Source organism: Methylosinus sp. DMC45 (assembly GCF_056313885.1).
Genome location: NZ_JBQUZK010000018.1, coordinates 1 through 13,863, shown reverse-complemented (window position 1 = coordinate 13,863; position 13,863 = coordinate 1). Strand labels below are relative to the sequence as shown.

Here is a 13,863-nt window from a genome sequence, read left to right as displayed (position 1 = left end):
TGGCTTTGTGAGAATCTGTCCGTGAACTTCATGCTTGATTGCAAAGTCTTCTGAGCATGAGGCGGATGGAGGCACAGGTTTTGGTCTTGTCCTTTGCTGGTTTGTCCGCCTCCGCCGAGCTGTCCTTGAATCGGAAGCTGTCGTTCCCGGTTTCGAGGATGTGGCAGCGGTGGGTGAGGCGATCGAGCAGAGCCATCGTCATCTTGGCGTCCCCGAAGACGGCGGCCCATTCGCCGAAACTGAGATTTGTCGTGATGATGACGCTGGTCCGCTCGTTGATTTTGCTCAGCAGATGGAACAGCAGCGCCCCGCCGGAGCCGCTGAACGGCAGGTAACCGAGCTCATCGAGGATGACGAGATCGGAATGAACGAGCCGCGCCGCGACTTGGCCCGACTTGCCTTGGCGCCTTTCAGTTTCGCGCGCGTTGACGAGCTCGACGGTGGAGAAGAACCGGACGCGCTTTCTGTGATGCTGGATCGCCTGGACGCCGATCGCTGTCGCCAGATGCGTCTTGCCCGTACCAGGTCCCCCGACCAGGACGGCATTATGGGCATCCTCGAGGAACTCACAGCGATGAAGCCGGCGCGCGAGCGCCTCATTGACCTCACTGCTGGCGAAGTCGAAGCCGGCGAGATCTCGGTAGTTCGGGAACCGCGCGGCCTCGAGTTGGTAGGCGATCGATCTCACCTCCCGGTCGGCGGTTTCCGCCTTCGAGAATTGCGACAGGATCGGCAGCGCGGCCTCGAAGGCCGGGGAGCCTTGCTCGGTCAGCTCGCTGACGGCTTGCGCCATGCCGTGCATTTTGAGACTGCACAGCATGATGACGATGGCGCCGGCGGGTGATTATGACGCATGGTGCGCCTCCCGACCTTTGCGCAGCGCGTCGTAACGCTCGTGGGGAGTGTCAGGAATTTCGTGTGTGGGCGGGCGGGTTGAACATCGTCAGACCATCGCTCTTGTGAAGCGCTCGCCGAAGAGGATGGCGAATTGCGCCTTGGCCAGGCTCCACTCACCTGCCGGCATCGTCCACTCATTCTCGGTCCGGTTCAAGACCAGGAACAGCAGCTTCAGCGTGGCCTCGTCGGAGGGGAAGTGTCCCCGGGCGCGGACGGCGCGCCGCAGCTTCGAATTCAGCGCCTCGATGGCATTCGTGGTATAGATGAGCCGACGGACCTCCTTCGGGAAGGCGAAGAACGGGATAACCTCGCCCCAGGCGCGGCGCCAACTCTGGGCGATCGCCGGATATTTCCGCCCCCAATCGCTCGCTTCGAAGGCGCCGAGGGCCGCAACGCCGGCCTCGTCGTCGAGCGCCTGGTAGATCGGCTTCAACTCGGCGACCACGGCCTTGCGATCCTTCCAGGATACGAAATCGAGGCTGAGCCGCAACAGGTGGACAATACAGGTCTGGACCATCGTCTCGGGAAAGACCGCCTGGATCGCATCGGGAAAGCCCTTCAAACCGTCGACGACGGCGATCAGAATGTCCTCGACGCCGCGATTGCGCAGTTCGTTCATGACCCGCAGCCAGAATTTGGCGCTCTTGTTCTGCTCCAGCCACAGCCCGAGGATCTCCTTGACGCCGTCGGCCCGTACGCCGAGGGCGACGTGGACCGCCTTGTTGCGGACCAAGCCCTCGTCGCGGATCTTCACCCGGATCGCGTCGAAGAAGACCAGCGGATAGGTCGTCTCCAGCGGTCGCGCCTGCCAGGCGGCGACCTCGTCGAGAACGGCGTCGGTCACCGCGCTGATCAGATCGGGCGAGACGTCGACGCCGTAGAGTTCGCGCAAATGGCCGACGATCTCCCGCGTGCTCATGCGGCGCGCATACATCGAGATGATCTTGTCGTCGAAGCCGGGGAACCGCCTTTGGTATTTGGCGATCAACTGCGGATCGAAGGTCGCCTGCCGATCCCGAGGTATCTCCAGATCGATCTTGCCGGTGTCGGTCACCACCGACTTCCGACCGTAGCCGTTCCGGCTGTTCGCCGCCTCGCCGGTCGCAAGGTGGTGATCCATCTCGGCGTTGAGGGCGCGCTCGGCCAACGCCTTCTTCAGATCGTCGAGCAGGCCGTTCGGGTCGAAGGCCGTCTTGGGATCGGCGCCGGCCAGCAACTGGTCCAAAAGCGCGTCAGGGATGCGGGGCTCTTTGCGTCGGGCCATGGGAGATCTCCTTCTTCTCCATCATGCCCGCCCACACACGAAATTCCTGACACTCCCCGCTCGTGCCCAATATAGACCGCCTTGTTGCGGACCAGGCCCTTATCGCGGATTTTGACGCGCAATGCATCGAGAGGACCGAGGGATAAATCGCATCGAGCGGCCGATTCTGCCATTCGGCGACCGTTTCCAGCACGGAGTCGGTGACCGTCGAGATCAGATCGGGCGAGACCTCTCCAGGCCGTAGAGCTCGAGCAAATGGCCCTGGATCTCGCGCACCGTCATGCCCCGCGCATACACGAATTACTTTGCAGCACGCGGCGACGATGCAGCTTGGTCGCATTCCGCTTGGCTCAGGACTCATTGATTGAGATAGAAGGCGACAGCGGCGGCGATGCATATGGCCGAGAAGAAGGCGTGCGCGCATCGATCGTAACGAGTGGCGATGCGCCGCCAGTCTTTGAGCTTGGCGAAGAGGTTCTCGATCTTGTGACGTTGCCGGTAGAGCCCCTTGTCGTAATCGAGAGGCTTCTTACGGCTCTTCGTCGGCGGAATGCAGGGCTCGGTCCCGCGCTCCGCGAGCGCTCGGCGAAACCAGTCGCTGTCGTAGCCGCGATCGGCGATCAGCGCCGAGGACGGCGGCAGCGCGTCGAGCATCGGCCTCGCGCCTTTGTGATCGCTCATCTGCCCTTCGGTCAGCATCATGACGAGCGGCTTGCCGGCGCCATCGCAGACGACGTGGAGCTTGGAGTTCAGCCCGCCTTTCGTGCGGCCGATACAGCGGGAAAGAGCCCCTTTTTTAGGAGGCTCGCCGCCGTCCAATGCGCCTTCAAATGAGTGGAGTCGATCATGATCCGCTCCGGTTTCGGCCCTTCTCCTGCGAGCGCGGCAAAGATGCGATCGAAGACGCCGAGCCGGCTCCATCGGATGAAGCGATTGTAGAGCGTCTTGGGCGGTCCATACTCCTTCGGGGCGTCCTTCCATTGCAGGCCGTTCTTGATAACGTAGACGATCCCGCTGACCACGCGGCGGTCGTCCACCCGCGGCACGCCGTGCGCCAGGGGAAAATGAGGGGAAATTCTCGCCATCTGCGTTTCGCTGAGCAAAAACAAATCACCCATCAAAGCCTCCATATCGGAGACCTTGAATCACGCCTTACTCGAAATTAATAGGTCCTGAGCCTAGACAGAATTGCGACATAACAGCTAAAATATCGATGGTTTTCTTAACTCCACCAATGCACAGGAACCTATGATGAGAGAGATAGGCATATTCTACAGTGAAAGATTTGACTTCAAGGTTCAGTCAGCCCCAACAAAGAAATATCTAATTGCCGCATCACATCGATCTGGAAGTAGTCATCTATGTCGCTCCTTGTGGGAGACTGGAGTTTTAGGAGCGCCCTGGGAATACTTTAACTACGAGGTAGGCATGCATAATATGATGAAGCGTCTGAATTCGAGCTCTGCAGACTATCTTCATCGAGTAATATCTTGCCGAACAGGACCCAATGGAGTCTTCGGCTTCAAGGCGCTTTTCCATCATTTTGATGATGCCATAAATTCGGGCACGCTTTCATCTGACTTCGTTCAAAATATGTGGGTGATCAGGATAAGGCGTCAAGACAAATTGGCTCAGGCAGTCTCTTTAGCAAAAGCAATTCAATCAAATGCATGGATGTCATTAGCCGCACCGGTTCGTCAGCCACTTTTCTACAGTAAGGACTTTTTGAATGCGTGCTTAAAAGAAGTAAATAATCAGGAAACGGCTTGGACTAATTGGTTACAATCGTTCCGTGGCCCAATACTTTCCATTTCCTATGAGGAGTTTCTTGCTTCCCCTGCTAGCTTGATCGATGAGATCTGTTGTTTCCTGCATGTGACCGAAGCCCCATTAAAAGTATGGCTGCCCCCGGTTGACAAGCAATCAGATCAAACAAATATTGAATGGCTAGATCATTTTAGGCGAGACGTAGATCCTGATCTGCTTTTGGCATTGTAGATTATGTAATCTAGAAAATAGTTAATAATATTTGTTGCACATATCGTATACGTAATTCACGGCTACCGTCATTACGGCAGTAGATATGTAAAAATTAATCAACAGATATTTGACATTATTGGATGACTTTCGCATAATTAAAACTAGCTTTTCCACGAAATAATATTCGAACTTGGCCCCGTGTCCCCACGCAGTGCTCTTGGTGAGGTGGCCCGTATCTGTTACTTTGCCCAGACTCTCTGACCAAACGGTGCTTCTTCATGCTAAAGAACGCGCTAGGCCATCAACACGCAGTCCCTACACCACCGCGACCCGCAAACAACAGCGAGAGCAGGATATGGCCACGAATGTGAATTTCGATTTCGCTGAGATATCAAGTAGGTTGAGAGAGGAAATCAACTGGGCAGGGATGCCGGGAGCTGCAATTCTAATATCCGTTGAAGGAAGCCTATTTCAATTCTCAGCTGGTGTAGAAAATGTCAATGGAACAGCGCGATTTTCAACGGATACAAAGGCATTCGCAGGATGCGCGACGAAGCTTCTGACCGCAACCCTCATTTGTGAGCTAGTAAACCGAGGCATTATGGATTTTAATACGAAAATTGGAGATTTTAAATTTACAGAACTGAAAACAATTGTTAATAAATTTGGAGACATTTCGATCGAAAATCTGCTTCATTATACTCATGGTATAGAAGAACCTGCCTTATTTCCATTTTATCAGCTCACTGACATAAATGGCATTAGAACAAAAGATCTTGATATGTTGTGCAAAGTACTGAATAGAAATTTCCGGCCCGGTGAAATGTCCTCAAAAGGATACATAGGCTATATTATATTGGCAGCTATTGTAGAACAGGTACTAAATTGCAACTGGTTCGAAGCAGTTGTAAATAATGTAATAGTGCCATCTATTAATTCATCAGGACAAAATTATAGCGCGTCATATCGTATATCATCTGTTGCAAAGAGGTATAAATTAGCGCAAGGAATAAAAGAGATTCCATCGCGTAGTGATAGTTTTTGCCCTGTCACGGGTGGCTCGTTAGCGCTATCATGTGCGGAATGGATGTCTGTATTGGCTTTTTCTCAAAGAAGTAATTTCAAATTTCGAACACATGACTTACCTGGAAGTCTGGGTTTCAACTATAGGCTTGCCGGCCCGTGGGAACGATATGACGACTCTGAAGCGGAATGTAGCGGTGGATGTACACTCATTAGAAAGTCATGGGATGGAACAATTTCTATCGTCATGACGTCAAACATGTATCCTGTGCATGTGTTCCATAGCCTATTTGGGAAAATGTTTCCAAAGGAAATTCTGTCATACAACCTATTTCACGGACCGATAATAAAAACGCCAAAAAATGGTAATCTACAATTAGGATGCTTTGAAGGCACGTATCAAACATTAGATACTACAATTCGCGTAAAACAATCTGGCCAATATTTATCAATAATTATGACAGCAGATCCAGTGGCAACAAGACGCGATGACCTTGAATCGTGCGGAGAATGCGCTCCTGTTCTGCTTGAACAAATAGATAATTGCCTATTCCAAGTTATTAATCACAATCAACGTCATTTATATAACTTCTTTCCGCCATATCGAAAGATGTATTTTCGTATCAGTAACGCCAATGCGATGACTACTCATTTGTGGGATGGTAAGATCCTATGGCGAAAATCAGATTGGAAGCCAGAACATTCCGGCGAGCGATGATCTCATCGACAAGCTGTTCGCGGTGACCGCTTTCCATTCCCGACAAAGTTGGAAATCCCGATGTCCGTCTCGATCTAGCACTACTTTGGCAGATTTGGCCTGAAGCGTTTCGCGAGAAGTTTCTCACAATGAGGACAGCGCTTGGGTGGAGACTGCGCGAAGAGGTCGAGGATGGCCCAGAAGCGGCGCGCTTTTGACGAATTGTTCGTCGGTCAGCCAGAAATGATCCCGATTCATCGGCGCTCCCCCTCGAGAGCCGTGAATCACATCGCTCTGTTCATGCCAACACTTTTATGGGTCCTGACCCTAGCCCGGAAAATTCATGGGAGGTTGACGGGAGTGGTACAGCCTTTTGATTTGGCGTAGAGTTCGGTTGTCGGAATCCAACTCGCGCCATTTCGAAGCCGCCACGCCCGCCATGAACGATCCTACGCTGCCGCTTTCCGGCCTGTCACCTGTTTCCGGCAAGCCTGTCGTCGCCAAATTCGACGGCGGCCTCTTGTCCTCCGATGGCGGACTGCTGCTGCTGCGTGAGATCGAGCAGCGCCTGCGCGTCGCCGAGCGGCTCGCTGGCTGCATCCGCGATCCGCGCGATCCCGATCTCGTCACCCACACGCTCGCCGACATCATTCGCTTTCGCCTGCTCATGATCGGCGCCGGCTATGAGGACGGCAACGACGCCTCGGCTCTGCGCGGCGATCCGATGTTCAAGATGGCGCAAGGCGTCGCGCCGTCCGAGCGCGAGCTCGCCTCGCAATCGACGATCTCGCGCTTCGAGAATCTACCCGACGCCCGCGCTCTGCTGCGCATGGGCCGCGCCATGGTCGATCTCTATTGCGAGTCGTTCCAGCGCGTTCCAGAGCGCGTCACCCTCGATATCGACGACACTTTCGACGCCGTCCATGGCGGACAGCAGCTCCGCCTTTTCAACGCGCATCATGACGAATACGGCTTTCAGCCGATCGTCGTCTTCGACGGCTCCGGCCGCTTCGTCTCCGCCATGCTGCGGCCGGCAAAGCGCCCCAGCGGGAAGGAGGCCGAGCGCTTCCTGCGCCGGCTGCTGCGCGGCATTCGCGCCAATTGGCCGAGAACGAAAATTCTGCTGCGCGCCGACAGCCATTATTGCACGCCCGAGACGATCGATTTCTGCCGCGCCAATGGCCTCGACTTCATCTTCGGCGTCGCCCCGACGACGACGCTGAGATCGCATATCCTCCGCCTCGAGGCCAGAACCAAGGCCGTGTTCGAAGCGGCGCCTTCGGTCGGCAAGGCGCGGCGCTACAAGGAATTCCTCGACGGCGCGCAGAGCTGGAGCAGAGTCGAGCGCATCATCGCGCGAACCGAAGCCGGGCCAGACGGCGTCGACACGCGCTTCGTCGTCACCAATCTCGAGGCCCGCAACGCCCGCCGTCTCTATGAAGATGTCTACTGCCGCCGCGGGCAGGCCGAGAACCATATCAAATCCTGGAAGACGCATCTTTGCGCCGACCGCACCTCATGCATGAAGGCGACGGCCAATCAGCTTCGCTTGTTTCTGCACGCCGGCGCCTATTGGATTCTGTGGGGCCTGCGCATGGCGGCGCCCAAGCGCTCGGCTTGGCGGACGGCTCAGTTCGACACTCTGCGCTTGCGCCTCGTGAAGATCGCCGCGCGTGTCGTCGAGATGAAGACCGCCATCAAAATCCATCTGCCGACGAGCTGTCCCGATCAGCAATTCTTCCGCATCGCGCTCTCGCGCATTCCGCGCCTCGCGACATGACCGGCGGGGCGAGCGCCCCCGAAATCCGAATCCTTTTCCGTCCACCCCCAAGCTTTCGCCGCTCGAAACTCCGGCCCGCCGCCGGAGCCGCTGGCGCTGCGCGCGCGTCATCTCGAACCCGAAAAATGTTCCACTTCACCGCGCGAGCCCGTCAAACGCTGCATAATTGCGGCTAGCTACACCACGCTCTGGGACACGATCCGGTTCGATCCTTCGACTGTGCTGCTCGATGCGATCCTAGCCATGGTCGCCGGGGCCAAATTCCTATCGGCAGATGCATGAGTTCATTCGCGCGCATCGTCTGCGATTGAACGACGCCTTCGGCCTGAAGCTGCCGTACACGCCAACCTACACCGGTCTGCGGCTGATCCTGCAAGGCGTCGATCCCGCAGCGTTGGAGGCGGCGTTTCGACGTCATGCCGCGAGCATACCGGCACCGCCCACCGTGGAGGGGCTGACGGCGATTGCCGTCGATGGAAAAACGCTGCGCGGCAGCTTCGATGCGTTCAGCAACCAGAAAGCCGATTCTCGACGGCCCGATCAACGGTCGATGGTTCCAGGCCTATGTCGATCAGGTCTTCGTTCCGACGCTCTCACCGGGCGACATCGTCGTGATGAACAATCTGAGGAGCCACAAGGAGAAGACCGTGCTGACCGAGACGTCGAAGATCGACATCAGGGTCCCGCGGGACCGGGAGGGGAGCTTCGATCCCAAGCCGATCGCGCGCTATCAGCGGCGCTTTCCCGGCTTCGACGAGAAAATCGTGTCGATGTATGCGCGCGGCATGACGGTGCGCGAGATCCAGGGCCATTTGCTCGAGCTCTACGGTCTGGAAGTCTCGCCCGATCTGATTTCGACGGTCGCCGACGCCGTGCTGGAGGCTGTCGCCGAATGGCAGAACCGGCCGCTCGAGGCGATGTATCCCTTGGTTTTTTTCTACGCCCTGCGCGTCAAAATCCGCGATGAGGGCCTGGTTCGCAACAAGGCCGTCTATGTCGCGCTCGGCGTCACGCCGGACGGAACCAAGGACATTCTGGGGCTTTGTGGTCCGCCGATTACGAAACCGCGGTCCGCACTACGGTCGACACCGCTGCAATCGGCGGCGCCGGCGCATTCCAGACCATAATGGCGACCGTCGCCGCCTGACGGCCTGCGCCCCGCTTGAGGCATCTATCCAACCCCTGGGTAATTTCGTGTGACGAGATCGCGGCGCGCTGGACTACTATCGAGCCCCCAGACGACTACGACGGGCCAGCGTGGCGATAAAATTCAAACTGAGACACTACCTTCCGCCCGCATGCAGCCCGTCTTGCGTCGCTCTTCGTCGAGCAGGCCGTCGAGGAAATCCTCCGCCGATCTCGCCACGCGGTCTTGCGTGAACAGCGGATGCATCCGACGTTTCACATCACGCAGCGACGACGCCCACAACTCCAGCGTCGTCTCGATCGAAGCTCCCGACATCCCATGACCCCCGAGCCGAATCATGGTGGCCCAGTGAGTCAGAAACCGTCTAAATACGCAACTGTAATTCTAGAACGATTGGATCAAAGACTGCGGCCAAGCAGTTCCTTCATTATTTCGGAACTTCCTCCATAGATCCGGCGGGCACGAGCATCCCGCCAGATCTTGGCTATCGGAAACTCGTTCATGTAACCTGCACCTCCATGAAGCTGTAAGGCGCGGTCAATGATCTCCCAATGCGTCTCTGTGTGCCAGAGCTTGCATGCCGACGCCTCCGCAGCAGTGAACTGGCCCTGAACGTGCCGAAGGATTGCCCAATCAAGATGCGCCCATCCTATTTGGAGTTTCGCAGCCATATCCGCAAGCGTAAAACGAGTATTTTGGAACTCAAAGATTGTCTTGCCAAAAGCTTTCCGTTCCTTGGCGAAGTTTAGCGCTTCATCATAGGCGCGTTGCGCGGCTGACTGCGCACTTATAGAAATCGATAGTCGCTCCTGCACAAGTTCATTGACGAGATAAAGGAAACCCCAACCTTCGTCACCGAGACGATTTGAGACCGGCACCCGCACATCGCCAAAAAATAACTCGCTGGTGTCGGAGGAGCGTTGTCCAATTTTATCGAGATTACGACCACGGCGAAAACCCGGCCGATCGGACTCGACAAGGATGAGACTCATGCTTTTCGCCTCCGCTTCCAAGGAGGTCTTGGCGAGAACGATGATAAGATCGGCATTCTGACCATTAGTAATGTAGGTCTTCGAGCCATTCACGACGTAGTCATCTCTATCACGGCATGCAGTGGTGTTTATGCCTTGTAAATCGGATCCCGCCACTGGCTCCGTCATTGCGATTGCGCAAATTACCTTCCCAGAAACCATTCCAGGGAGCCAACGCTGCTTTTGCTCCTCTGAGCCATAACGCTGGATATAGCCGACCGCTATATCCGACTGCGGAGTAATCGTGTCGGCTGAGCCAGCGTAGCTTAACTCCTCATTTATAACCGCGTTGTAGCGAAAATCGAGACCAGGCCCACCATATTGGGCGGACACGGAGGGACATAAGAGTCCGGCAGCACCAGCCTTTTGCCAGAAGTTCCTCTCGACAATTCCCGCTTCTTCCCATCGGGTAATATTCGGCGCGAACTCACGTCTTAGAAATCGCCTCACCCGATCACGAAACGAGTCGAGAAATTCGTCGCCAGAAGCACGATTTGAAATTTTTAACATCCGCTATTCCCCAGAAACGAGTTATGCTGGAAAGTGGATAATGACGGTGTGAGGGGCGGCGTAATACGGGTTGGTGTGCAGCCGACCTGAAGCTCCAAGAAGGTTACGCCATAACTGAGTATAGAGTTGTCGCTCTCCGGCAGGAAGGCGAAATCGACGATCCGCTCACTTGCGCGGATGTTGATTTTTTACCAATCTGCAAGGTATAATATTAAGGATTTAACGTGATTAAGAATTTGATTCGCGCGGCGATCACGAAGCCAGTAGCAACGACGCTCTTGACTATCGGCTTCGTGCTTGCAGGGCTTGGCTCCTATTTTTTTTTGGCGATCGCGCCCTTTCCGCGGGTCGATTATCCGACGATAGCCATTTCGGCAATTATGCCCGGTGCCGGGCCGGAGACGATGGCTTCGTCGGTAGCGACACCTCTTGAGCGCCATTTGGCGCGGATTGCAGACGTAAAGGAAATGCAATCACAAAGTATAACTGGTTTGACCTTGATCGTCGTGGAATTTGGACTTGGACGCAGCATCGGCGGGGCCGCAAGTGACGTCCAGGCGGCGATAAACTCCGCTCGCGCCGACCTGCCCGCGACCCTCGTCGCCAATCCGACCTATACGAAAGCGAACCCCAACCAAAATCCCGTCCTGATCCTCTCCCTGACTTCCTCCACATTCTCTCAAAGCGCAATCTATGACGCGGCGACCATTTTCCTGCAGCAAAAGCTCGCGCAGATCGAGGGCGTTGGACGCGTATCGATCGTCGGCAGTGCTCTGCCTGGAGTGAGAATCGAGCTGAATCGTAACGTTGCGTCTAAATACGGCGTCTCTTTCGAAGAAATTCGCACGGCGATCGCAACTTCGAACGTCAATATGGCGAAGGGGGCGGTCGAGACCGGCGACGCTCGGTTGCAGATCTATACAAATGATCAAGGGTTCAAAGCAGCGGATTACCGAAACCTCATCGTCGCTTTTCGTAATGGCCGCCCCATTCGAATTTCTGATCTCGGCGAAGCTGTCGATTCCGTCGAAGATTTGCGCACTCTCGGCGTGACTAACGGTGTTCCGGCTGTGCAAGTGATTTTGTGGCCTCAACCGGACGCAAATATGGTCGAGATGGTGGATCGGGTGCGCGAAATTCTGCCGGCTCTTGCGGCTGCGCTGCCGGCCGATCTGAAAATGGATGTTGTCCAAGACAGGACGTTGACTATTCGAGAGTCTATCCAAGAATTAAGGCTTGCGCTATTAATCACCATCGTGCTCGTAATCCTAGTTGTCTTTGCGTTTCTACGTGACGGACGGTTGATGTTGATCTCAACTATCGTCGTTCCCGCCACACTAATCATCACGTTTGGTTTCATGTACCTTTTGAACTATTCTCTCAATCATTTGTCGCTGATGGCATTGACGATAGCGACAGGCGTTATCGTCGACGACGCGATCGTCGTCGTCGAGCCCACGATGCGCCGAATCGAAGCTGGAATTCGTCCTCTCGATGCGGCGATCGACAGTGTTCGCGAGGTTGATTTCACTATATTGGCGATGAGCCTGTCGCTCATCGCAGTCTTTGTCCCGGTCTCATTTCTGGGTGGGGTCATCGGGCGAATGTTACGGGAGTTCGCAATCGTGCTCTCGATAGCCATCATCGTTTCGATGATCTTATCTTTGACGACCACGCCGATGTTGTGCGGACGTCTGTTACGAGGTCGCGTAACGGGCCGTCCATTCGTAGCGGGAAAGACCACATTCAATTCGATAACGAGCGCTTATGCGCGTTCGTTGTCTGTGGCTCTTGATCATCCGCGTGTGACAATTGCAGCGCTGACAGGAGTGATACTCCTAAATCTCTTTCTCTTTTTATCGGTTCCTAAGAGCCTGTTCCCCTTTCAGGACACAGGCCGCGTGCGAGGTAATATTATCGCGGATCAAAATGCGTCGTTTGGAGTAATGAAGGAGAAGCTCGAAAAGGCGATCGCGATTCTGCAGAACGATCCCGCCACTTTATCCGCGACTGGCACGCTAGGCGGGAATCTCTTCGGACCCACGTCGAACAATCGAGCTGATCTCCTCGTGTGGCTGAAACCCCGCAAAGAGCGCAAAGTCTCTGCGGATGAAGTTATAGCGCGGCTTCGGGGGCCCTTGAGTAAAATCCCAGGAGCGACCGTCGCACTTCGCTCCGTTCAGGACATAGCTTTCACCGTAGCCTCCGGCACTGCCAATTATTTCTATTTATTGCAAGCCGATGATCTCCGCGAGCTTCAATTCTGGGCACCAATATTGACGGATGCTCTCAGAAATAGCGGGAGACTGATCGATGTAACCTCCGATCAACAGGATAAGAGCATCTCGACTCGCGTCGTGATTGATCGCGATAACGCGGCGCGCTTAAATTTCAGGGTCAACCAAATCGACAATGAACTCAATGACGCATTTGGTCAACGTCAGGTGTCGACACTCTACACGCCAACCAATCAATATCATGTGGTTATGGAACTAGATCAACGGTTCATCTCGCACGGCAGCGTCTTGGAGGATTTGGTCTTGAACCCCGGCGGGAACGAGCCCGGCTCGGTTGTGGATGCCAGAGGATTTGGCATTCGCCCAGGAAGTTTCCACTCGACAAGAGATCTCCTGAAGACACCAAAGCTCTCAGGCAACGCACAGAGCGGCGGAGTTCCGCTCGCAGTATTTAGCCGCTTGGAACCGGCCGCGGCACCGCTCGCGATCAATCATTGGGGCAACGCCGCGGTTACTGTGATTTCCTTCAATCTTGCGCTAAACGAAACTCTCGCTGACGCAGATGCCCTCATTCGCGCGTCGTTGGCGCGTATCGGGGCTCCCCCTTCACTTCACGGAGAAATCGTGACGCCTAGCGGCCCGTTTGAGCAGTTGCTCGGAAATTTCGCCGTCCTGATCTTTGGGGCGGTTGTCGCCGTTTATATCATCCTGGGCATCCTTTATGAGAGCTTTCTGCATCCGGTGACGATATTATCGACCTTGCCGTCGGCCGGCGCAGGGGCCGCCCTTACGCTCTTGCTGACAAGAACTGATCTGTCGCTGTTCTCCATGATCGGCGTGTTATTTCTTATTGGCGTCGTGATGAAAAACGCGATTATGATCGTTGACGTCGCGCTCGCTGCTCAGCGCCGTAACAGGCTCGACGCGATGCGCGCGATTCAGCACGCTTGTGTTGAGCGCTTCCGACCGATCATCATGACTACCGCGGTCGCGTTGTTCAGTGCTTTGCCCCTTGCGATGGGGAGCGGGGAAGGCGCAGAAATTCGCCAACCTCTCGGAATATCGATCGTAGGCGGAATGATCGCGAGTTTGCTGCTCACATTGTATACCACACCGGTAGTCTTCCTCTCTGTCGAACGATTTTCGCTATTCTTAACGCAACGTCTTCGTCTAGGCTCAGGACTCATTGATTGAGATAGAAAGCGACGGCGGCGGCGATGCATATAGCCGAGAAGAAGGCGTGTGCGCATCGATCGTAACGGGTGGCAATGCGGCGCCAGTCTTTGAGCTTGGCGAA

General features: G+C 55.3%; 8 protein-coding genes and 5 pseudogenes. 6 read left to right on the top strand and 7 right to left on the bottom strand.

What is annotated here, in order from left to right:
• Nucleotides 1-28: 28 nt before the first annotated feature.
• The 4 genes and pseudogenes from istB to ACT53T_RS04610 form a co-directional block, all read right to left on the bottom strand.
• Entirely contained in the window at nucleotides 29-820 is a 792-nt protein-coding gene (gene istB, locus ACT53T_RS04625) for an IS21-like element helper ATPase IstB (protein WP_476160313.1), read from the bottom strand.
• Between the two features lie 123 nt (nucleotides 821-943).
• Nucleotides 944-2,161: an IS256 family transposase gene (locus ACT53T_RS04620; protein WP_476160312.1), complete on the bottom strand. Its 1,218-nt coding sequence runs from the start codon at nucleotides 2,159-2,161 to the stop codon at nucleotides 944-946.
• Between the two features lie 68 nt (nucleotides 2,162-2,229).
• Nucleotides 2,230-2,458 (bottom strand): annotated as a pseudogene (locus ACT53T_RS04615) (transposase); the annotation flags it as partial.
• Nucleotides 2,459-2,518: 60 nt separating this feature from the next.
• Nucleotides 2,519-3,279 (bottom strand): IS5 family transposase gene (locus ACT53T_RS04610; protein ID WP_476160311.1). Its coding sequence is split into 2 segments (ribosomal slippage): nucleotides 2,519-2,946 and nucleotides 2,946-3,279, totalling 762 coding nucleotides; the frame shifts between segments, so codons are not numbered across the junction.
• 130 nt (nucleotides 3,280-3,409) lie between these two features.
• Here ACT53T_RS04610 and ACT53T_RS04605 point away from each other — a divergent pair.
• The 5 genes and pseudogenes from ACT53T_RS04605 to ACT53T_RS04585 all read left to right on the top strand — a co-directional run.
• Nucleotides 3,410-4,159, top strand: a complete 750-nt coding sequence (locus ACT53T_RS04605) for a Stf0 family sulfotransferase (protein ID WP_476160310.1) — start codon at nucleotides 3,410-3,412, stop codon at nucleotides 4,157-4,159.
• A 337-nt stretch (nucleotides 4,160-4,496) separates the two neighbouring features.
• Entirely contained in the window at nucleotides 4,497-5,882 is a 1,386-nt protein-coding gene (locus tag ACT53T_RS04600; protein WP_476160309.1) for a serine hydrolase domain-containing protein, read from the top strand.
• Between the two features lie 418 nt (nucleotides 5,883-6,300).
• On the top strand, nucleotides 6,301-7,641 hold the full coding sequence (locus ACT53T_RS04595; RefSeq protein WP_476160319.1) for an IS1380 family transposase: 1,341 nt from the start codon (nucleotides 6,301-6,303) through the stop codon (nucleotides 7,639-7,641).
• 524 nt (nucleotides 7,642-8,165) lie between these two features.
• Nucleotides 8,166-8,291 (top strand): annotated as a pseudogene (locus ACT53T_RS04590) (IS630 family transposase); the annotation flags it as partial.
• Nucleotides 8,280-8,684: pseudogene (locus ACT53T_RS04585) on the top strand (IS256 family transposase); the annotation flags it as partial. The pseudogenes ACT53T_RS04590 and ACT53T_RS04585, both read left to right, overlap by 12 nt.
• 239 nt (nucleotides 8,685-8,923) lie before the next feature.
• Here the strand turns inward: ACT53T_RS04585 and ACT53T_RS04580 are convergent.
• Both ACT53T_RS04580 and ACT53T_RS04575 read right to left on the bottom strand, forming a co-directional pair.
• Nucleotides 8,924-9,103, bottom strand: a pseudogene (locus ACT53T_RS04580) (IS701 family transposase); the annotation flags it as partial.
• Between the two features lie 83 nt (nucleotides 9,104-9,186).
• Nucleotides 9,187-10,329: an acyl-CoA dehydrogenase family protein gene (locus tag ACT53T_RS04575; protein ID WP_476160308.1), complete on the bottom strand. Its 1,143-nt coding sequence runs from the start codon at nucleotides 10,327-10,329 to the stop codon at nucleotides 9,187-9,189.
• Nucleotides 10,330-10,553: 224 nt separating this feature from the next.
• Here ACT53T_RS04575 and ACT53T_RS04570 point away from each other — a divergent pair, with 224 nt between their 5' ends.
• Nucleotides 10,554-13,760, top strand: coding sequence for an efflux RND transporter permease subunit (locus ACT53T_RS04570; RefSeq protein ID WP_476160307.1), 3,207 nt, complete (start codon nucleotides 10,554-10,556; stop codon nucleotides 13,758-13,760).
• Here the strand turns inward: ACT53T_RS04570 and ACT53T_RS04565 are convergent.
• Nucleotides 13,750-13,863 (bottom strand): annotated as a pseudogene (locus tag ACT53T_RS04565) (IS5/IS1182 family transposase); the annotation flags it as partial. The gene ACT53T_RS04570 and the pseudogene ACT53T_RS04565 sit on opposite strands and share 11 nt — an antisense overlap.